The 18,837-nt window shown below is 33.5% G+C and carries 16 protein-coding genes; 9 read left to right on the top strand and 7 right to left on the bottom strand.

Translation table 11 applies throughout. The annotated features are described in order from the left end of the window. The first annotated feature begins 24 nt into the window (after nucleotides 1-24). From FC091_RS00420 to FC091_RS00390, 7 genes are all read left to right on the top strand, one after another. Entirely contained in the window at nucleotides 25-1,182 is a 1,158-nt protein-coding gene (locus FC091_RS00420) for a homogentisate 1,2-dioxygenase (RefSeq protein WP_138432312.1), read from the top strand. A 132-nt stretch (nucleotides 1,183-1,314) separates the two neighbouring features. Then, on the top strand, nucleotides 1,315-2,475 hold the full coding sequence (gene hppD / locus FC091_RS00415) for a 4-hydroxyphenylpyruvate dioxygenase (protein WP_138432311.1): 1,161 nt from the start codon (nucleotides 1,315-1,317) through the stop codon (nucleotides 2,473-2,475). Between the two features lie 285 nt (nucleotides 2,476-2,760). Beyond that, a complete protein-coding gene (locus tag FC091_RS00410; protein ID WP_138432310.1) occupies nucleotides 2,761-3,555 on the top strand; it encodes a DUF3108 domain-containing protein in 795 nt (264 codons plus the stop codon). 3 nt (nucleotides 3,556-3,558) lie between these two features. Continuing rightward, nucleotides 3,559-4,491: a tryptophan 2,3-dioxygenase family protein gene (locus tag FC091_RS00405; RefSeq protein ID WP_138432309.1), complete on the top strand. Its 933-nt coding sequence runs from the start codon at nucleotides 3,559-3,561 to the stop codon at nucleotides 4,489-4,491. Between the two features lie 10 nt (nucleotides 4,492-4,501). Further along, nucleotides 4,502-5,818 carry a M23 family metallopeptidase gene (locus FC091_RS00400; protein WP_138432308.1) on the top strand — a complete coding sequence of 439 codons (1,317 nt, stop codon included), beginning with the start codon at nucleotides 4,502-4,504 and terminating at the stop codon, nucleotides 5,816-5,818. Further along, nucleotides 5,818-7,467 carry a glucose-6-phosphate isomerase gene (gene pgi / locus FC091_RS00395; protein WP_138432307.1) on the top strand — a complete coding sequence of 550 codons (1,650 nt, stop codon included), beginning with the start codon at nucleotides 5,818-5,820 and terminating at the stop codon, nucleotides 7,465-7,467. Before FC091_RS00400 ends, pgi begins: the two co-directional genes overlap by 1 nt. A gap of 158 nt (nucleotides 7,468-7,625) precedes the next feature. Beyond that, on the top strand, nucleotides 7,626-10,211 hold the full coding sequence (locus FC091_RS00390) for a TonB-dependent receptor (protein ID WP_138432306.1): 2,586 nt from the start codon (nucleotides 7,626-7,628) through the stop codon (nucleotides 10,209-10,211). A gap of 70 nt (nucleotides 10,212-10,281) precedes the next feature. On the opposite strand, the gene gldD is transcribed toward FC091_RS00390, so the two are convergent. The 4 genes from gldD to mutY all read right to left on the bottom strand — a co-directional run bounded on the left by gldD (nucleotide 10,282) and on the right by mutY (nucleotide 13,757). Continuing rightward, nucleotides 10,282-10,851: a gliding motility lipoprotein GldD gene (gldD, locus tag FC091_RS00385; RefSeq protein ID WP_138432305.1), complete on the bottom strand. Its 570-nt coding sequence runs from the start codon at nucleotides 10,849-10,851 to the stop codon at nucleotides 10,282-10,284. Next, nucleotides 10,848-12,170, bottom strand: coding sequence for a gliding motility-associated protein GldE (locus tag FC091_RS00380; protein WP_138432304.1), 1,323 nt, complete (start codon nucleotides 12,168-12,170; stop codon nucleotides 10,848-10,850). Before FC091_RS00380 ends, gldD begins: the two co-directional genes overlap by 4 nt. Before the next feature lie 16 nt (nucleotides 12,171-12,186). Next, the gene (locus FC091_RS00375) at nucleotides 12,187-12,633 is read right to left on the bottom strand and encodes a single-stranded DNA-binding protein (RefSeq protein ID WP_138432303.1); all 447 of its coding nucleotides are present in this window, start codon (nucleotides 12,631-12,633) and stop codon (nucleotides 12,187-12,189) included. 83 nt (nucleotides 12,634-12,716) lie between these two features. Beyond that, on the bottom strand, nucleotides 12,717-13,757 hold the full coding sequence (gene mutY / locus FC091_RS00370; RefSeq protein WP_138432302.1) for an A/G-specific adenine glycosylase: 1,041 nt from the start codon (nucleotides 13,755-13,757) through the stop codon (nucleotides 12,717-12,719). Between the two features lie 133 nt (nucleotides 13,758-13,890). On the opposite strand from mutY, the gene FC091_RS00365 reads away from it, so the two are divergent. After that, nucleotides 13,891-14,181: an HU family DNA-binding protein gene (locus FC091_RS00365; RefSeq protein ID WP_076619727.1), complete on the top strand. Its 291-nt coding sequence runs from the start codon at nucleotides 13,891-13,893 to the stop codon at nucleotides 14,179-14,181. Nucleotides 14,182-14,501: 320 nt separating this feature from the next. Next, the gene (locus FC091_RS00360; protein ID WP_138432301.1) at nucleotides 14,502-16,046 is read left to right on the top strand and encodes an Rne/Rng family ribonuclease; all 1,545 of its coding nucleotides are present in this window, start codon (nucleotides 14,502-14,504) and stop codon (nucleotides 16,044-16,046) included. A gap of 53 nt (nucleotides 16,047-16,099) precedes the next feature. Here the strand turns inward: FC091_RS00360 and FC091_RS00355 are convergent, their stop codons facing one another. The 3 genes from FC091_RS00355 to pyrH all read right to left on the bottom strand — a co-directional run bounded on the left by FC091_RS00355 (nucleotide 16,100) and on the right by pyrH (nucleotide 18,791). Continuing rightward, on the bottom strand, nucleotides 16,100-17,329 hold the full coding sequence (locus FC091_RS00355; RefSeq protein ID WP_246035774.1) for a DUF5686 family protein: 1,230 nt from the start codon (nucleotides 17,327-17,329) through the stop codon (nucleotides 16,100-16,102). 155 nt (nucleotides 17,330-17,484) lie between these two features. Then, nucleotides 17,485-18,039, bottom strand: a complete 555-nt coding sequence (frr, locus tag FC091_RS00350; protein ID WP_138432299.1) for a ribosome recycling factor — start codon at nucleotides 18,037-18,039, stop codon at nucleotides 17,485-17,487. Nucleotides 18,040-18,083: 44 nt separating this feature from the next. Beyond that, complete coding sequence (gene pyrH, locus FC091_RS00345) at nucleotides 18,084-18,791, bottom strand: UMP kinase (RefSeq protein WP_138432298.1); 708 nt, start codon at nucleotides 18,789-18,791, stop codon at nucleotides 18,084-18,086. Nucleotides 18,792-18,837 lie beyond the last annotated feature (46 nt).

Below are 18,837 nucleotides of genomic sequence, written 5' to 3'. Positions count from 1 at the left end.
AATCAACAATTAAACAAAAATAAAATGCCTTTTTATCATAAATTAGGGAAAATTCCACCAAAGCGCCATACGCAGTTTAAAAAGCCAGATGGTAGTTTTTATTACGAACAATTATTTGGTACAATTGGTTTTGATGGTATGAGCACCAACAGCTACCACGAGCAAAGACCAACGCAAGTAAAAGAAATTAGAAAACAATACAGCGTAGCACCTAAAGTTGCTAAAGCTAACAACATGCAATCGTACCGCTTACATGGTTTTAAAGTACAACCAGAAAGTGACTATTTAGACAGTAGAAAAATAGTCTTAACCAATAGCGATTGCAATATTATACTGGCTGCGCCAAAAGAATCTACACGAGACTATTTTTATAAAAACACAGATGCAGACGAGCTTATTTTCGTGCACAAAGGTACTGGTAAGTTGCGCACTATGTTGGGTAACCTAGATTTTAAATATGGAGATTATTTATTGGTACCAAGAGGTGTCATTTATAAAATGGACTTTGATACTGAAGACAATCGTCTTTTCATTGTAGAGTCCTACAGGCCAATATATACACCAAAACGTTACCGAAACTGGTTTGGGCAATTATTAGAGCATTCTCCATTTTGTGAGCGCGATTTGCGTCAGCCTCAAGAACTAGAAACTTACAATGAATCTGGTGATTTTTTAATAAAAATAAAAAAGCAAGATGAAATTATAGAGATGGTATATGCATCACATCCTTTTGATGTGGTAGGTTACGATGGTTATAATTATCCTTATGCCTTTTCTATACATGATTTTGAACCGATAACAGGTCGAGTACACCAACCACCACCAGTACATCAAACTTTTGAAACTGATGCTTTTGTGGTGTGTAGCTTTGTGCCGCGTTTGTACGATTATCATCCTTTAGCAGTGCCAGCACCATACAATCATAGTAACATAGATAGCGATGAGGTATTGTACTACGTTGACGGCGACTTTATGAGCAGAAATGATATTGCTGCAGGTCATATCTCGTTACATCCTGCTGGCATACCTCACGGACCACATCCTGGAGCTATGGAACGAAGTATTGGTAAGATAAAAACAGATGAACTAGCCGTTATGGTAGATACTTTCAAACCGTTAAAGGTTACAGAAGATGCCTTAAAAATTGCCGATGAGGATTATTATAAGTCTTGGTTGGCGTAAAAGCCCAACCTAACCTTCCTAAAAGGAAGGAACTGTTAATGAAAAGAATAAAGAAAAAATATTTTTAATAAACTCTGTGGCCCAGCAGTGAGAGTTCTTCCCCTTGGGGAAGTTAGAAGGGGCTTCTTAAATATGTCAAAAGAAATAAAATCAGTCAATTACGGATTAGAAAAAATATTTGAAGGAGCACAAGATTTCCTTCCGTTATTAGGAACAGACTATGTAGAATTCTATGTAGGTAATGCTAAACAAGCAGCGCATTTTTATAAAACTGCATTTGGCTTTCAGTCATATGCTTATAAGGGTTTAGAAACAGGAAGTAAAGACACCGTGTCTTACGTTTTAAAACAAGACAAAATTAGATTGGTACTGACTACTCCGCTAAATTCAAAACACCCAATTAACGATCATATTGTAAAACATGGAGATGGAGTAAAGATTATAGCACTCTGGGTAGAAGATGCTCGAAAATCTTACGAAGAAACCACAAAGCGAGGTGCAAAATCTTACATGGAGCCAACAGTAGAAACTGATGAGTTCGGAGAGGTTGTAAGAGCGGGAATTTACACCTACGGAGAAACAGTACATATGTTTGTAGAGCGCAAAAACTATAACGGAGTTTTTATGCCTAAGTTCGAAAAATGGGAATCTGATTACAACCCAGAACCTGTAGGCCTAAAATATGTAGATCACATGGTCGGAAACGTAGGTTGGGGTGAAATGAATACTTGGGTAAAATGGTACGAAGATGTTATGGGATTTGTTAACTTCTTATCGTTTGATGATAAGCAAATTCATACCGAATACTCAGCATTAATGAGTAAAGTGATGAGTAATGGCAATGGCAGAATAAAATTCCCTATTAACGAGCCAGCTGAAGGTAAAAAGCGTTCTCAGATTGAAGAATACTTAGACTTTTATGAAGGTCCAGGAGTACAACACATAGCTGTTGCCACAGACGATATCATTACAACAGTATCAGAAATGCGCAAAAGGGGAGTAGAGTTTTTGTCAATTCCACCAGAAGAGTATTATAGAGCTGTACCAGGACGATTAGAAGAGTTTAGTCATGAATTACGAGAAGATATTGAAATTTTAAAATCTCTCGGAATTATGATAGATGCTGATGAAGAAGGCTATTTACTTCAAATTTTTACCAAACCAGTTGAAGATAGACCAACGTTGTTCTTCGAAATCATTCAGCGAATGGGAGCTCGTGGTTTTGGTGCAGGTAACTTTAAAGCCTTGTTTGAGTCTATAGAAAGAGAACAGGCAAAAAGAGGAACATTATAAAAAAACAAAGCGCGTTTAGATCCCTATTTCTAAACGCGCCAATAAACCAACTCTTAAATTCATACACAAAAAATAAACACTTCTATACTTAATGTGTTGTAGTTTGTTCTACTTTGTTATCGATAAATATTAAGTATGTGAGCACTAAATCGAAAAAACAATAAATTAACATAAGGTTTTTTGAATGTATTTCAGTGTTTTAATAGATTTGGAATAGTAATTGTAATTAAGATAATTGTAACACAAAAATCGAGTTACATTATTTAAATTTACAAACAGAATATTATGAAATACATACTTACAGTATTACTTTTTTTAGTTGGCCTTAAAGCACCAAGTCCAGAGCAAGAATCTGCATTTAAGTCTGGTGAGTGGTTTAAGTTTAGGATGAGTTACAGTGGTTGGTTCAAAGCAGGTGAGGCAACGCTTAAAGTTGATGAAAAAAAGCTTAAGGGGAAGTCAGTATATCACGTTGTTGGAAAAGGAAAAACGACAGGTCCTGTTAACTTATTCTTTAAGGTTAGAGATCGTTACGAAAGTTATTTCGATAAAGAAACTGGCGCGCCATATAAATTTATTAGAAAGATAGATGAAGGAGGGCATACCAAAGATATTGAGATTGAGTTTAATCATGAGGAGCAAAAAGCCGTTGTAAATAATAAAAAGCACAAAAAGATTAAGACTATTGCAACTGAGAAAGATGTCCAAGATATGGTTTCTATGTATTACTATTTAAGAAATAGTATTGATACAGATAATCTTAAAATTGGAGATGAAATAAAAACAAACATGTTTTTTGATGAAGAAAACTATGGTTTTAAACTAAAATATCTAGGTAAGGAGACAATAAAAGTAGACATCAATGGTTCACGAGTTAGGGTAAATACTTTAAAGTTTAGACCTTATGTTATGGCTGGTCGTGTGTTTAAAGAAGAAGAAAGTTTAACTTTGTGGGTAAGTGCAGATAAAAATAAAATACCACTAAAAATAAAGGCAGATCTAGCAGTAGGTTCGCTTCGTGCCGACTTAGAAGAGTTTAAAGGACTAAAGCATGCCTTTCCGATAGTATTTGATAATTAATTTATGTCAGACCAACCAAATTACCATGAGATTTTAGAACAACTTCACGAGAAGTATGTTAAGATAGACCAAGATACAGATGACCATTTATACGGCTTGCTATATAGTAAGCCGATTACATATTGGGATTATATACAAACCGATGCGTTGCTAAATCTTCAGATACAGCGCACCACGCTTCCAGATGAGATGGTGTTTATAGCTTACCATCAAATAAATGAGCTCATTTTTAAAATGATACTTTGGGAAATTTCTCAAGTAGCCGAAAAAGAAAGTCTCGACGTTGTCTTTTTTGAAAATAAAATAATGCGAATAAGCCGTTATTTTGATATGCTCACGACCTCTTTCAATATTATGAGAGAAGGTATGGAGGTAGAACAATACATGAAGTTTAGGTATACATTAACACCAGCAAGTGGTTTTCAAAGTGCTCAATATCGACTTATAGAATTTGCTTCAACAGAGTTAATTAATCTTATAGATTATAGATTTAGGGCTGATATTGACCGAAATACTCCATATACACACGCTTTTGAACATTTATACTGGCAAGCCGCAGGAAAAGATCACAAAACAGGTAAAAAATCTACACTTTTAGTTAATTTTGAAAAGCGTTATAAGGACGAGTTTTTAAGATTCATGGAAAAATACAATACCAAGAATCTATGGACACGTTTTAAAGAGTTGCCTTCTGAAGATCAAAAAGATAGAGATTTGGTTAAAGCCATGCGTCATTTTGATTATACAGTTAATGTAACTTGGGTAATGGCGCATTATAATGCTGCTAAGCATTATATAGAAAGTGGAATTGGTGATGGTGAGGCAACTGGAGGAAGCGACTGGAAAAAGTATATGCATCCAAGATACCAAAGGCGTATTTTCTTTCCAGATCTTTGGTCAGAAGAAGAATTAGAAAATTGGGGAAATAATATATAATTAGCGATTAATGCGTTTAAAAGGATTAATAGTACTTGCCGTTTTTACGGTGTTTTTTAATGCATGTAAAGAAGACAATTCTGAAGAGAATTACAAAAAGGAAATTGCAGAAAAGAAACAAGAAGAAAAAATTCTAGAGTTCGGTTTTGATTTAAAAAAGTTCGAATTTAAAAGAGATACTGTAAGAAAAGGAGATACTTTCGGTATTATACTAGAGCGAAATAATATTGGCTATCCAGAAATTTTTCAAATAGCAGAGAAAGCTAAAGATACTTTTGATATTGCTAGAAGACTTCAAGTAGGTAAACCGTACACTTTATTATATGATAAGAAGAATGTAAATGACAGCATTCAAAAGCCCACAACATTTATTTATCAACAAAATCTAGAGGACTATGTGGTTATAGATTTTAAAGATTCTATACAGGCTTACACACGCACAAAACCAATAACTTATGTAGAAAAAGTAGCAACTGGTATTATAGAAAACAATATTTCTTTAACCTTAGAAAGTAAAGGTTTAAGTCAGGTTTTGGCAAACAAGATGGCAGATGATATATATGCTTGGACTATAGATTTTAGAAGACTTCAGCCTGGTGATAGATTTAAGGTAATTTATACAGACAAATACATAAACGACTCTATTTATGCAGGAGTGCACGATGTAAAAGCAGCTTATTTTGAACACAATGGGGATTCGTTATATGCCTTTCAATTTCAAACAGATTCAATAAAAGGTATTAAAGACTACTTTAATGAAGAGGCAAAAAATCTTAGACGCGCTTTTTTAAAAATGCCAGTAAAGTTTGGGAGGTTATCGTCTCGTTATAATCTAAAAAGACGAATAGCTTATTATGGTTACAAAGTTAGACCTCACAAAGGAACCGACTTTGCGGCACCTATTGGCACACCCATTATGGCAACAGCAAATGGTACAGTCATAGAGTCTACCAGACGAGGTGGAAACGGTAAATATGTAAAGATTAGGCACAATGCTACTTATAGTACCCAGTATTTGCACATGAGTAGACAGGCTGTTAAAAAAGGACAATACGTTAAACAAGGTGATATCATTGGCTATGTTGGAATGACTGGTAACACTGGTGGTCCGCATGTGTGTTATCGTTTTTGGAAAAACGGTAAACAAGTTGATCCTTTTAAGCAAAAATTACCCGAAGCAGAACCAATTTCAGATAGTTTAAAGGCAAGATATTTAGAACATATTAAGCCTATAAAACAAAGACTCGACAACATTTTCTTTTTAGAAACAGAGTCTGAAGAAGCCGAAAATACTATAACAGAAGATAATACAGCAGATATACAATAATGGCACTTAAATCTACAAACCCAACTACAACTAAATCTTGGAAAAAATTACAAGCTCATTTTGATACAATTAGTACTACTCATTTAAAAGAACTGTTTGAAAACAATTCAGAAAGAGCAGAAGAGTTGACTATAAAATGGGATGATTTTTATGTGGATTTCTCGAAAAACAGAATCACACAAGAGACCCTTGATATTTTAATTGAACTAGCAAATGAGGTAGATTTAAAAGATGCTATTTCCAAATATTTTAAAGGTGATATTATTAACGCTACAGAAGGAAGAGCAGTATTGCATACGGCTTTAAGAGCTGAAGAAAACTCAGAAGTTTTTGTTGATGGTGAAAATGTAATGCCAGAAATTTATGAAGTAAGGCAAAAGATTAAAACGTTTACTGACGCTGTTGTAAATGGAAAGCATAAGGGACACACAGATAAAACCATAACAGATATTGTAAATATTGGTATTGGTGGCTCAGATCTTGGGCCAGCAATGGTTGTAGATTCGCTTCAGTATTACAAAAATCACCTAAACACACACTTTGTTAGTAATGTAGATGGTGATCATCATAAAGAGATTGTTAAAGATCTAAATCCAGAGACTACATTATTTGTCATTGTTTCAAAAACGTTTACAACTCAAGAAACGCTATCTAATGCAAATTCTATTAGAACTTGGTTTTTAGAACATTTACCAGAAGATGCAGTTTCTAAACATTTTGTGGCAGTATCTACCAATATAGAGAGTGTAAAAGCTTTCGGAATAGATGAAAATAACATCTTCCCAATGAAAGATTGGGTTGGAGGTCGTTTTTCATTATGGAGTGCTGTAGGATTGTCAATAAGTTTGTCTCTAGGTTATAATAACTTTGAAAGTCTATTAGAAGGTGCTCGTAAAATGGATGAGCATTTTAAAACCACCGAGTTTGAAAAAAATATACCAGTGATATCTGCTTTACTGACTGTTTGGTACAATAATTTCTTTAACGCTGAAAGCGAGGCTGTAATACCATATACGCAATATTTAAATCAATTTGCAACATATCTACAACAAGGTATTATGGAAAGTAATGGTAAGTATGTAGATAGGTCAGGTAATGAGGTGAATTACCAAACAGGTACAATTATTTGGGGAGAGCCTGGTACAAATTCACAACACGCTTTTTTTCAATTAATACATCAGGGCACTAAGTTAATACCTGCTGATTTTATAGGTTTTATAGAATCATTGCACGGTAATAAAGATCACCATGATAAATTAATGTCTAATTACTTTGCTCAAACTGAAGCCTTAATGAATGGAAAAACTAAGGAAGAAGTATTGGCAGAGTTTGAAGCAACAAATCTTTCTGACTTAGAAAAAGAAAGATTACTACCATTTAAAATTTTCAAAGGCAACAAGCCAACAACTTCAATATTAATACAAAAATTAACACCTGAAAGCTTAGGTAAGCTTATAGCCTTATACGAACACAAAATTTTTGTACAAGGTATCATATGGAATATTTATAGCTATGACCAATTTGGTGTTGAGTTAGGTAAGCAATTAGCAAAAACTATCCTCAATGAGCTAACCACATGTGATAATTCGGTAAAACACGACTCTTCAACGCAAAATTTAATTGATTTCTATAAAGAAAAACACAAATAATTGTTAAAAAAACACAATAAATTAATTATGCATGCATATTAAATGCGAAAAGTATAATTAAATTACACTGTTAAATTTCTTAACATTTAGGTAATATTATAACCATTGTTATATGTAATTTTGCGCCACTAATAGAAACCAATTAACTTAAATTTTATATGAAAAAATTTAACCAATTTTTATTTGCAGCTGTAATGATGCTATTCACTACAGTAGCGTTTGCTCAAGTCACTGTTACTGGTAAGGTAGTAGATGGCGAGACAAGTTCACCGTTACCAGGTGCTAATGTATTAGTTAAAGGTACAACTAACGGTGCAACTACCGATTTTGATGGTAACTTCTCTATTACTGCACAATCTAATTCTGGAGAGATAGTAATTTCTTACGTAGGCTTTGGTTCAAAGACTATTAAGTTTAGTGGAGACACTAATGTGGGTACTATAACCTTAAACCCAGACAACTCACTAGATGAAGTGATTGTTGTAGGTTCAGGTGTTATTGACTTAGCAGAAGATAGAAAAACGCCAGTTGCCGTATCTACTATCAGAAAAACTGAAATTCAAGAAAGAGCAGTTGGTAATGTTGAAGTTCCTGAGATCCTTAAGAATACACCATCAGCTTACATTTCTGGTCAAACAGGTTTTGGTGATGGTCAAATATTTTTACGTGGATTTGACCAAACTAATACAGCCGTATTATTAAATGGTCAACCGGTAAATGGTATGGAAGACGGCCGTGTATATTGGTCTAACTGGGCTGGTATTGCTGATGTAGCAAATGGAGTACAGGTGCAGAGAGGTCTAGGAGCTTCTAAGTTAGCAATATCATCAGTTGGTGGTACAATTAACTTAGTGATGAAATCTTCTGAAAAAACTCAAGGTGGATTTGTTAGATTTTTAGGTGGTAATGACAGCTACGCTAAAGGTACTGTAGGTTATGATTCTGGTATTAATGACAAAGGATGGTCTTTCTCAGTATTATTAGATCATTGGCAAGCTCATAGAAAATGGGCTAGAGGTACATATGGACAAGGTCAAACTTACTTCTTTTCTGTAGGATACAAGCCAAATGAAAACCATAACTTAAATTTATTATTGACTGGTGCACCACAATTACACGGTCAGAGATGGTCTCAGAGTCAAGAAATTATTGATGCAGACCCTAAATTTAACCAACATTGGGGATATACAGATGATGGAATTGAGTCAGAAAGACAAAACTATTACCATAAGCCAGTAATGAACTTAAACTGGGATTGGAATATATCAGATAAATCAGACCTATCTACAGTAGTTTACGCATCATGGGGACGTGGTGGAGGAACCGGTCCAAGAGGTAACGGAAGAATTCGTACAGCAGATCCTGATGGTGATGGTCCATTGTATGGTCAAATAGATTACGACGCAATAACTGCACAAAACCAACAAATCGGTATTGGTGGTGATTATGGTGGTCCTTTAGGTGCTGGTTACATTAGAAGATCTTCTGTAAATAATCACCAGTGGTATGGTCTAGTTTCTAATTTCTCAACAGAACTAAACGATAAATTAAACTTGAGTGCAGGTGTTGATTTTAGATTCTACAGAGGTGACCACTTTAGACAAGTAGCAGATTTTTATGGCTTAACTGGTTGGTCAAATGACAGACCTGATGGTGCAGTTGTTACTGAGGCTTTTGATCCAACTCCATGGGCAGCACTTTTCAATTTCGCTGATGAGGGCCAAAGAATTGATTATGATTACTCTGAGAATATTAATTATCAAGGTGTTTTCTCACAAATAGAATATTCTAACGATAAGTTCTCTGCTTTTTTCCAAGGTGCATTGTCTAATCAATCTTATGTAAGAGAGGGACGTTTTGAAGATCCAGGTGATTCTGATAAACTAAGTAAAATAGGCTATAATTTAAAAACTGGTCTTAGTTATAATATTGGTGAAGAAAGTACCATTTTCGGTAACTTTGGATTCTATTCGAGACAACCGTTCTTAGATAATATCTTTGAAAACATAAGAAGATCTAATGCTATTGTAGATAATCCTGAGGTTGATAACGAGGAGATTACAGGTGTAGAGTTAGGTTATATCTTTGAAGTTGATAACTTTAAAGCAGTATTTAACTTCTACTACACAGACTGGGATAATAGAACAATTTTAGGTTCTGACCAGCTTGACAATGGGACACCAGATGATGACTCAGATGATATTTTCTTAAATATTTTTGATAGAGGTGTAAGACAAGTTCATAAAGGTGTAGAATTAGATTTACAGTACAGATTAACAGATAAAATTAACCTAACTGGTTATATATCTTCTGGTAGTTGGGAGTTTGAAGGAGAGTCTAATGTTTCAATTTATAACTCGGATACTGGAGAATTATTAGGTACTGCAGACGGTGTTAATAGAGAGGGAGTTAAAATTTCAACCGCTCCTCAGTTTACAGCTGGTTTCGGAGTTCGTGCTGAAATTATTGATGACCTAGATTTTTATGGGAACATTAACTACTATGACAGACATTGGTTAAACGATGGTAATTCAGTTCAGACTGAAAATGTAGGAAGAATTGATCCTTTCTCATTAACAGACATTGGCTTAACATACGATTTTATGTTAGGTGAAAACAGAATTACTTTAACAGGTAACGTATTCAATTTATTTGATGAGATTACTATTCAGAACTCAGACCGTTTTGGATTATTTAATACTAACGGAAGAACATTTAACGCTAGCGTACGTTATAGTTTCTAGTCCAGTTAATAAGTAAAGTAATAAAAAAAGCAGCCAATCGGCTGCTTTTTTTATTACTAAAATCTTCAGTTTAATTTTCTTTCCATTTTATGGACTCCATTAAACGTTTAATGTCTTTTTTAAGATATTCTGATGCTGGATAAATAGAATCGTAATTAGGTTTAGCATAAAAGTATAGAGAACCACTAAGAAAATGTCTTGTGCTATCTGTAACATAAAATTGAGATTGAGAGGCAGCATCACCACCAACCTCGTATAACATACCATAGACCTTATCTACCGAATTTTCAAAAGGTTTGTAAGTTATTTCATCTGCCTTCATGGTATGCTTTTGTGTAAGATTTTGAGCATCACGTAGCAGACTATCCAAATTATTATCTACTGTTTTATAACTTAAATAAATCGTAGCTTTTAAAGAAGGGTATTTTACATCTAAACCTCTAACCTCTCCCGAGGTTTTGACCTTAGAAACTGATGCTAATAAAGCATTTTTATCAAACGAAAAAGGAAGTGATGAAGTTACTTTTTTGTATTGGGCATCAGAATACTCTAAACGTAAAAATCCTTTTGGTTTTGGTAATGGATCATTACCACAACCTAACATAAAGAGACTGATTATAGGTATTAATATACGTTTCATTTATTAGTGCTAAGCAAGGTAAGCTTAATTTGTTTTATGCGTTTGCGCTCTAAGGCTTCAATTGTAAAAACGTAATTTTTAAAATTTATTTTACTTCCAACTCTTGGGAAACCTCCTGATATTTCTAAAACAAAACCAGCTAATGTTTCTGCATCACCTTTTTTATTTTCAAAATCTTCGGCTTCATTATCCTCTAAGGAGATTATTTTATATACATCTTTTAGAGGTGTTTTACCTTCAAAGCTATAATTGTTATCATCAAGTTTTGTGTAAATCAAATCCTCATCATCATATTCATCACTTATATCGCCAACAATTTCTTCAATAATATCTTCTAAAGACACCAAACCAGAAGTACCACCATATTCATCAACAACAACGGCTAAGTGTACTTTTTTAGTTTGAAACTCTACCATTAAATCATCTAGCTTTTTGTTTTCTGGCACAAAGAATGGTGCTCTTAGTAAAGTTGTCCAATTAAATTTTTTCTTGTTGAGATGCGGTAGAAGGTCTTTTACATATAGTACACCTTTAACATCATCTATACTTTCTTCATAAACCGGAATCCTAGAATAACCATTATCTACAATTTCTTTTATGATAGTTTCAAAAGGAGTGTCAATATTTAAGGCAAACAAGTCCATACGAGGTCGCATAACTTGTTTGGTGTCTGTATTGCCAAAAGATACAATACCTTGTAATAATTTTTGTTCTTCTTGTGTAGTGTCCTCGTCATTAGTAAGCTCTAAAGCTTGGGATAATTGGTCTACACTAAGATTAGAGCGCTGTTTGCCAAACCGTTCTTGTATTTTAAGCGTGGTGTAACGCATAGGAAGACTTATTGGCGAAAATATAACATCCAAAACTTTTAAAGGTCTCGCCATAAAGGAAGCAAACTCTACACTGTTCCTACTTGCATAAATCTTAGGAATAATTTCACCAAACAATAAAATGAGAAACGTAGCTGTAACAACTTCTAACAAAAATCGCATTATTGTATTGGTAACATCTTTAAAGAGTGTTTCCCCAATATATGCGAAGAGTAAAACAATAGCAATATTTATAAAGTTGTTAGCAACAAGAATAGTCGCTAATAACTTTTTTGGCCGTTCTAACAATGAAGAAATTAATTGCATTGCAGAAGAGTTCTCTTCTATGCCTTTATTTATGTTAGATTTAGTTAAAGAAAAGAGTGCAACTTCGGCTCCCGAAATTAGAGCAGAGCAGGCTAGTAGTACAACAAGTAAAATTATACTAGTTATAAACGATGTATTGGTAACTAATAAATTTGAAAGTAAAACCGAGGGTTCTGGGTCCAAAATAAAATTAATTTAATTAAAACGGTAAATCGTCATCCTCTTCTGGAACAACGCTGTTTTGAGCAGGTTGCTGAGGTTGAGATGGTTGTTGAGCAACAGGATTAGATGGTCCTTGTTGCTGTTCGTTTTTATTGGTTAAAAAGGTGAAGTCGGTACATTGTATCTCTGTAGAATAGCGCTCCATACCTTTGTCATCAGTCCATTTTCTGGTTTTAATACGTCCTTCTATATAAACCTTATCACCTTTACTTAAGTATTTTTCGCAAATCTCGGCAGCCTTGTTTCTTACAACAATATTGTGCCACTCGGTATTTGTTACACGCTCATTGGTGGTTTTGTTAGTATAAGTTTCGTTTGTTGCTAAAGGAAAACGACCAACACAGTTCTTATCATCGAAATAATGCATTTTTACTTCATCTCCTAAATGCCCAATAAGCATTACTTTATTCAATGTTCCTGACATATTAAAATGGTTTTAGCATACAAAGTTACTTAATTTGTAATCACTCATTTAAAATTAATAAAAAAATGTGATTCTTGTGAGTATTAGAAATTAAAAGCTTCGATAAAGTCGCCAATTAATACAGGTACAGGATAATTTTTTAAATCCTTAATTGAGATAGTATTTTTTAACAGTTCTTCTGTTTCAATAATCCAGAATTTTGTGTGAAGATGTTGGTGTGATAATTTATGTATTTTATCTTTTGTATTATATAAGGAATAATCAAACTCTAGATTGTGTAAAACAGAATCCTCTATGTTCAGTAAATGAAATTCTTCAGGGGATAAACTCTTACTAGATTCTATTAATGGAAATTGATATAAATTCTGCCAAATACCTTTTGAGGTTCTTTTCTCGAGTATAGTATACTTGCTTTTATCAATACACACCAAAAAGTTAAAAAATCTATTCTTTACTTTCGTTTTTTTAAGTTTTACAGGTAATGAATCAATTAAATTTTTCTGAAGCGCAACACAACTTTCATTTAAAGGACAAACAATGCAATACGGGTTTTTTGGTTTACACTGTGTGGCACCAAATTCCATAATGGCTTGGTTAAAGGTTGCTGGTTCATTTTTATCGATAAGCGAAGACGCTAGCTCTTTAAATTCCTTTATGCCTTTTGTTGAGTTTATTGGAGTATTGATGCCATAATAGCGCGATAGCACTCTGTAAACATTACCATCTACTACAGCTGTAACTTCGTTAAATGCTATTGATGCTATAGCACTGGCTGTGTAATCACCAACACCTTTAAGTTTTATTAAATCTTTGTAGTTATCCGGAAATTTACCATTAAGTTCATGAGCCACATATTTAGCGGTGGAATGTAGATTTCTTGCTCTAGAGTAATAGCCCAACCCTTGCCATAGTTTTAAAACATCTTTTTCGGATGCGTTTGCAAGATCAAAAACAGTAGGGTATTGCCTAACAAAAGCATCATAATAAGGTAATCCTTGCTTAACTTGAGTTTGTTGTAAAATTATTTCCGAGAGCCAAATATGATATGGGTTTTCAGTGTTTCTCCAAGGTAGATCTCTTTTATTGTTTGAATACCAGTTAGTTAGTTTCTTTTTAAAATCCATTGAATTTTTAAATGCTAAGACAAAATTAAATCTTTATTGCGTTAAATTTTAATTAATTACGCTTGAAATATTGAAATTAAATTACATATATTTGCATCCCTTAAGATTTATAGTAACCCTAAAACTAATAACAATGACAAAAGCCGATTTAGTAGCTAAGATATCTGATAAGTTAGGTATGGAGAAAGGTGACGTACAAGCTACAGTAGAAACTTTTATGGAAGAAGTAAAATCATCTCTAGAAAGTGGTGATAATGTATATTTAAGAGGTTTCGGAAGTTTTATTATTAAAACCAGAGCAGAAAAGACAGGTCGTAATATTTCTAAAAATACGACTATTAAAATTCCAGCGCACAACATACCAGCTTTTAAACCAGCTAAAGTATTTTTAGAAGGTGTAAAATCTAATGTTGAAGTTAACTAAAAACATTAAAAAAAATATTAATTTAAAAAAGCATTATTTATTATGCCAAGTGGTAAAAAAAGAAAAAGACACAAGGTAGCGACGCATAAGCGTAAAAAACGTAGACGCGCTAATCGTCACAAAAAGAAATAAGCTGGAAAAAGTAGTTTTTAGACTACTTTTTTCAGTTTTAACAAGCGTTCTTTGATATAAAATTAGATGTATTTAATAGAGTACATCTTAATTTGTTTGGATTTTCCGATATTTTTATCGGAATCCTGTGTCAAATAATTTAGTAAAATCCATCTACCTCAATGAAGAGATAGATATAAATTAACATTATGAACAAAGAATTAATCGTAAGATCGAGTTCAGATATTGTTGATTTTGCCTTATTAAAAGATGGAAAACTTATTGAATTACATAAAGATGAAGAGGATAACAACTTTGCTGTAGGCGATATTTTTATTGCCAAAATCCGTAAAGTTATTCCAGGATTAAATGCAGCTTTCGTTAATGTAGGCTACGAAAAAGATGGATTTTTACACTATCATGATCTTGGACCAAAATTACCTTCACTTTTAAAATTCATTAAACGTGTAAGCACAGGAAAATTAAGAGATTACAGTCTCAAAGACTTTCCGTTTGAAAAAGATTTAGACAAAAATGGTAGTATAGCCAATGCGCTTAAATCTAATCAATCAATTTTAGTACAAGTAGTAAAAGAACCAATTTCTACAAAAGGACCTCGCATTAGTTCAGAATTGTCTATTGCAGGTAGATACATTGTTTTGGTGCCTTTTTCTAATAGAATTTCAATTTCTCAAAAAATTGAATCTCAAGAAGAAAAAGATCGTTTAAAACGATTAGTAAAAAGTATCACGCCTAAAGGATTTGGTGTTATTATTCGTACTGTAGCAGAAGGCAAAAAAGTTGCCGAGCTAGATAGTGATTTACAGAATTTGCTGGCAAGATGGACAGCAATGTGTAAAAAGTTGTACAAAGCACATCACCCAACAAAAGTTTTAGGGGAAATGAATAAAGCATCTTCTATTCTTAGAGATATTTTTAATGATTCATTCTCTGGTATTGTTGTAGATGATGAAGAGTTGTACTTACAAGTAAAAGATTACGTGCAAAAAATTGCACCGAAAAAAGAGTCAATCGTAAAGTATTATAAAAACGGCATTCCAGTTTTTGAAAAATATGGCATAGAACGCCAAATAAAAACATCTTTTGGAAAAACCGTCTCTATGGCAAAGGGAGCTTATCTTGTAATAGAACATACCGAAGCTATGCATGTTATAGATGTAAATAGTGGTAATCGTTCTAACAAAGAAAAAAGCCAAGAAGACACAGCCTTAGAGGTAAATTTAATTTCTGCAACAGAAATTGCTCGTCAATTGCGCCTCCGTGATATGGGAGGTATTATTGTAGTTGATTTTATAGATATGGGCAGAGCAGAAAACCGAAAACAACTTTACAATCATCTTCGTGAAGAGATGAAAGACGACAAAGCAAAACATAAAATATTGCCGCCGAGTAAGTTTGGTTTAGTACAAATTACCAGACAGCGCGTTAGGCCAGAGCGTAATATTAAAACAAAAGAAGAAAATCCTGATCTCGTAGGTGGAGACGAAATAGAAGCGCCGATTAAAGTGGTGCAACGTATTAAGCAAGACCTAGAAAGGATTATTAAAAAAGACTATAAAAAGATAACCTTAAATGCACATCCTTTTATAGCAGCCTTTTTAACCAAAGGCTATCCATCGGTACGTACAAAGTGGTTCTTTGAACACAAAAAATGGGTAAAAATCATACCCAGAGATGCTTACACTTATCTTGAATACCATTTTTTTGATAAAGATGGTAACAAAATCAAATAATATCTATTAGAAAAGCCCTTCCATAATTTGGAAGGGCTTTTTGTTTTTATAGCTTATAAAGAAATATTAAAAGTAAATTTAAAAGCAATATTATCTTCAAAATTAGGAAGATGATATGCACCATAGCGATAGGCAAAACTCAATCCAAACCCAAGCAGAAGTTTATTGATTTCAAAACCAGACTCAGAATAAAGATGATTCAGCCTATTAAAGGTTATTCCTTGGTGTCTATTGATGCTTTTCATGTCTCCGAGTGCGTATCTAGAAATAAGTACTAATTGTGGCTTAAAACGCTCTGAAATTTTAAAAGGTTTAAAGAAGTGTTTTAGCTGAATGGTAGAGAACTTGTCACTAAAAAACTCATTAAAATACATGGTTTCAAAACTATTAAGACCAGCCACAGAAAAACGCTGTAGTATGGTTTCTTTAGTAATATTATTTGGATAGGCGTGATACAAATGTGTAAGAGGTGTCTCTCCACCTGCAATACCTGCTACAAGAGTAATATTTGTTTTAGAATCATTGCTATGCGTAAATTGCTGAATAGTCCTAAAATCTAACTTAGAGAAATTAAAATCACTACCAAAAACAGACTTAAAACCTTGAGTGACTTGTAATGTGAATTTAGGATAACCATCTTTGGTAACTATAATTTGATCTTCATTTAACTCAAATTTACTAAAAGGACTCCATTGTAAGCTAAATTTAGCTGTACTCAAGTCAAAGGTGTTATAAGACTTCCCATCTAATACAAAGTTATAATTGTATGTAGGGTTAATTTTACTTGTTGAAAATTGTGTTTCAGATAAAAGGTGGTTAGATAATTTATGTTGCACACTTACTGATTTAGTGATGTGTCTATGAAACAAATTGATGTTTAGAAGTCTAGGCTCAAAAAAAGTGAAGAAGCGTTTGTCTGTTAAGAAAGTAGAGCTTCCCGTTTCCTTTAAGTCATCAGTATAGGACAAGTTAATCCACGTATTGGCGGCTTTATTAACTCTAAATCCTCCACCAATACTATATTTATAGCGTTTGTCTTTAAAGCCATAAACGGCATAACCATTTACGCGGTAGCGTTCAGAAAAACGCTTGTTTGTAATACCTCCTAAACCTGTTCTAAAACCCTCATATTGATTAAACTTAACGAGGTATCTTAAATCTAAATCAAAGAAATTAACAGGTAAAAAACCATTTCCAATATTCTTTAAAAATTCGGCTTTTTTTATAGAATCTCTAGCTATTTTGGATGAATCACTTTCTTTGGAAATAGGATTTTGAGCCATGCAGAAGGTTGCAAGACAAAGAAAAAAAATAGCAAGAGTATGCTTAAGCATATAAATGGATTAATATGAAAAGCTTAATATAAAAACTTAGCTTTACCTGAAACTTGTTTCAGATAGTTTGTCTTACCAAAAACTAAATCTAAAGCAAGATGACTTTAAACTGTCATAATTTCGTTTTCTTTTACATCAAGAATTTTATCTATTTTCTTAACGTAAGAATCGGTGAGTTCTTGTACATCAATTTCTGCGTTTTTTTGTAGATCTTCAGAAACGTCAGCCTTTTTAATATCGGTCATAGCATCTTTACGCGCATTTCTAACACCTACTTTTGCATCTTCTGCTTCAGCCTTAGCTTGTTTTGCTAAATCCTTTCTACGTTCTTCTGTTAATGGTGGAACGTTGATAATGATAGTTTCTCCATTATTCATAGGATTAAAACCAAGATTCGCTAGCATTATACCACGCTCAATTTCTTGTAGCATGCTTTTTTCCCAAGGCTGAACAGAAATCGTTCTCCCGTCTGGTGTGTTAACATTGGCAACTTGGTTTAGTGGTGTCTGAGAACCGTAATAATCTACCATAACACTTCCTAACATGGCAGGACTTGCCTTGCCTGCTCTAATGTTTACCAATTGCTTTTCTAAATGCTTAATAGCATTGTCCATTGCTTCTTTTGCAGAATCTAATATAAATTGAATGTCTTCGTCCATAATTTTAAAATTTTAATTGTGAGTTATCAAAAGTTAAGCCAAAACTAAAGGTTAACTTCCGTACCTATGGTCTCACCAGAAACTACTTTTAGTAAGTTTCCTTTTTTGTTCATATCAAAAACTATAATTGGTAATTTATTTTCTTGACTAAGCGTAAATGCTGTTGTATCCATAACCTTTAGCCCTTTTCTTAGAACATCATCAAAAGTAATATGATCAAATTTAACCGCAGAACTATCTTTTTCAGGGTCTGCAGTGTAAATACCATCAACACGTGTTCCTTTTAAAATAACATCAGCTTCAATCTCAATTGCTCTTAATACAGCTGCAGAATCTGTTGTAAAATAAGGATTACCGGTTCCTCCACCAAAAATAACCACACGTCCTTTCTCTAAATGACGCATTGCTTTACGTCTTATAAATGGCTCTGCAACCTCATTGATTTTAATAGCTGTCTGTAGTCTAGTAGGAATATTAGCATCTTCTAAAGCACTTTGTAAGGCTAGTCCATTTATTACCGTAGCAAGCATTCCCATATGGTCTCCTTGTACACGATCCATACCATTACTAGCACCAGCAACACCTCTAAATATGTTTCCACCACCAATAACTATAGCTACTTGTACACCTAAGTCAGTAATGGTTTTAATATCTTGGGCATATTCTGCTAAACGCTGAGGGTCTATACCATATTGACGCTCTCCCATTAAGGCCTCGCCAGATAATTTAAGTAAAATTCTTTTGTATTTCATTACTTGATTTGAAAGTTGAACAAAGCTACATAATTATTAGCATCTG

The sequence above is a fragment of the Winogradskyella algicola genome (assembly GCF_005869935.1).
Taxonomy (GTDB): Bacteria; Bacteroidota; Bacteroidia; order Flavobacteriales; family Flavobacteriaceae; genus Winogradskyella; species Winogradskyella algicola.
The sequence above is the reverse complement of the archived record's forward strand: the minus strand, read 5'-3'. Positions and strand labels throughout refer to the sequence as shown.

Coding starts and splice junctions, on each gene's coding strand:
- FC091_RS00420 (WP_138432312.1), top strand. CDS start 25: ATGCCTTTTTATCATAAATTAGGGAAAATTCCACCAAAGCGCCATACG.
- hppD (WP_138432311.1), top strand. CDS start 1,315: ATGTCAAAAGAAATAAAATCAGTCAATTACGGATTAGAAAAAATATTT.
- FC091_RS00410 (WP_138432310.1), top strand. CDS start 2,761: ATGAAATACATACTTACAGTATTACTTTTTTTAGTTGGCCTTAAAGCA.
- FC091_RS00405 (WP_138432309.1), top strand. CDS start 3,559: ATGTCAGACCAACCAAATTACCATGAGATTTTAGAACAACTTCACGAG.
- FC091_RS00400 (WP_138432308.1), top strand. CDS start 4,502: ATGCGTTTAAAAGGATTAATAGTACTTGCCGTTTTTACGGTGTTTTTT.
- pgi (WP_138432307.1), top strand. CDS start 5,818: ATGGCACTTAAATCTACAAACCCAACTACAACTAAATCTTGGAAAAAA.
- FC091_RS00390 (WP_138432306.1), top strand. CDS start 7,626: ATGAAAAAATTTAACCAATTTTTATTTGCAGCTGTAATGATGCTATTC.
- gldD (WP_138432305.1), bottom strand. CDS start 10,851: ATGAAACGTATATTAATACCTATAATCAGTCTCTTTATGTTAGGTTGT.
- FC091_RS00375 (WP_138432303.1), bottom strand. CDS start 12,633: ATGTCAGGAACATTGAATAAAGTAATGCTTATTGGGCATTTAGGAGAT.
- mutY (WP_138432302.1), bottom strand. CDS start 13,757: ATGGATTTTAAAAAGAAACTAACTAACTGGTATTCAAACAATAAAAGA.
- FC091_RS00365 (WP_076619727.1), top strand. CDS start 13,891: ATGACAAAAGCCGATTTAGTAGCTAAGATATCTGATAAGTTAGGTATG.
- FC091_RS00360 (WP_138432301.1), top strand. CDS start 14,502: ATGAACAAAGAATTAATCGTAAGATCGAGTTCAGATATTGTTGATTTT.
- FC091_RS00355 (WP_246035774.1), bottom strand. CDS start 17,329: ATGGCTCAAAATCCTATTTCCAAAGAAAGTGATTCATCCAAAATAGCT.
- frr (WP_138432299.1), bottom strand. CDS start 18,039: ATGGACGAAGACATTCAATTTATATTAGATTCTGCAAAAGAAGCAATG.
- pyrH (WP_138432298.1), bottom strand. CDS start 18,791: ATGAAATACAAAAGAATTTTACTTAAATTATCTGGCGAGGCCTTAATG.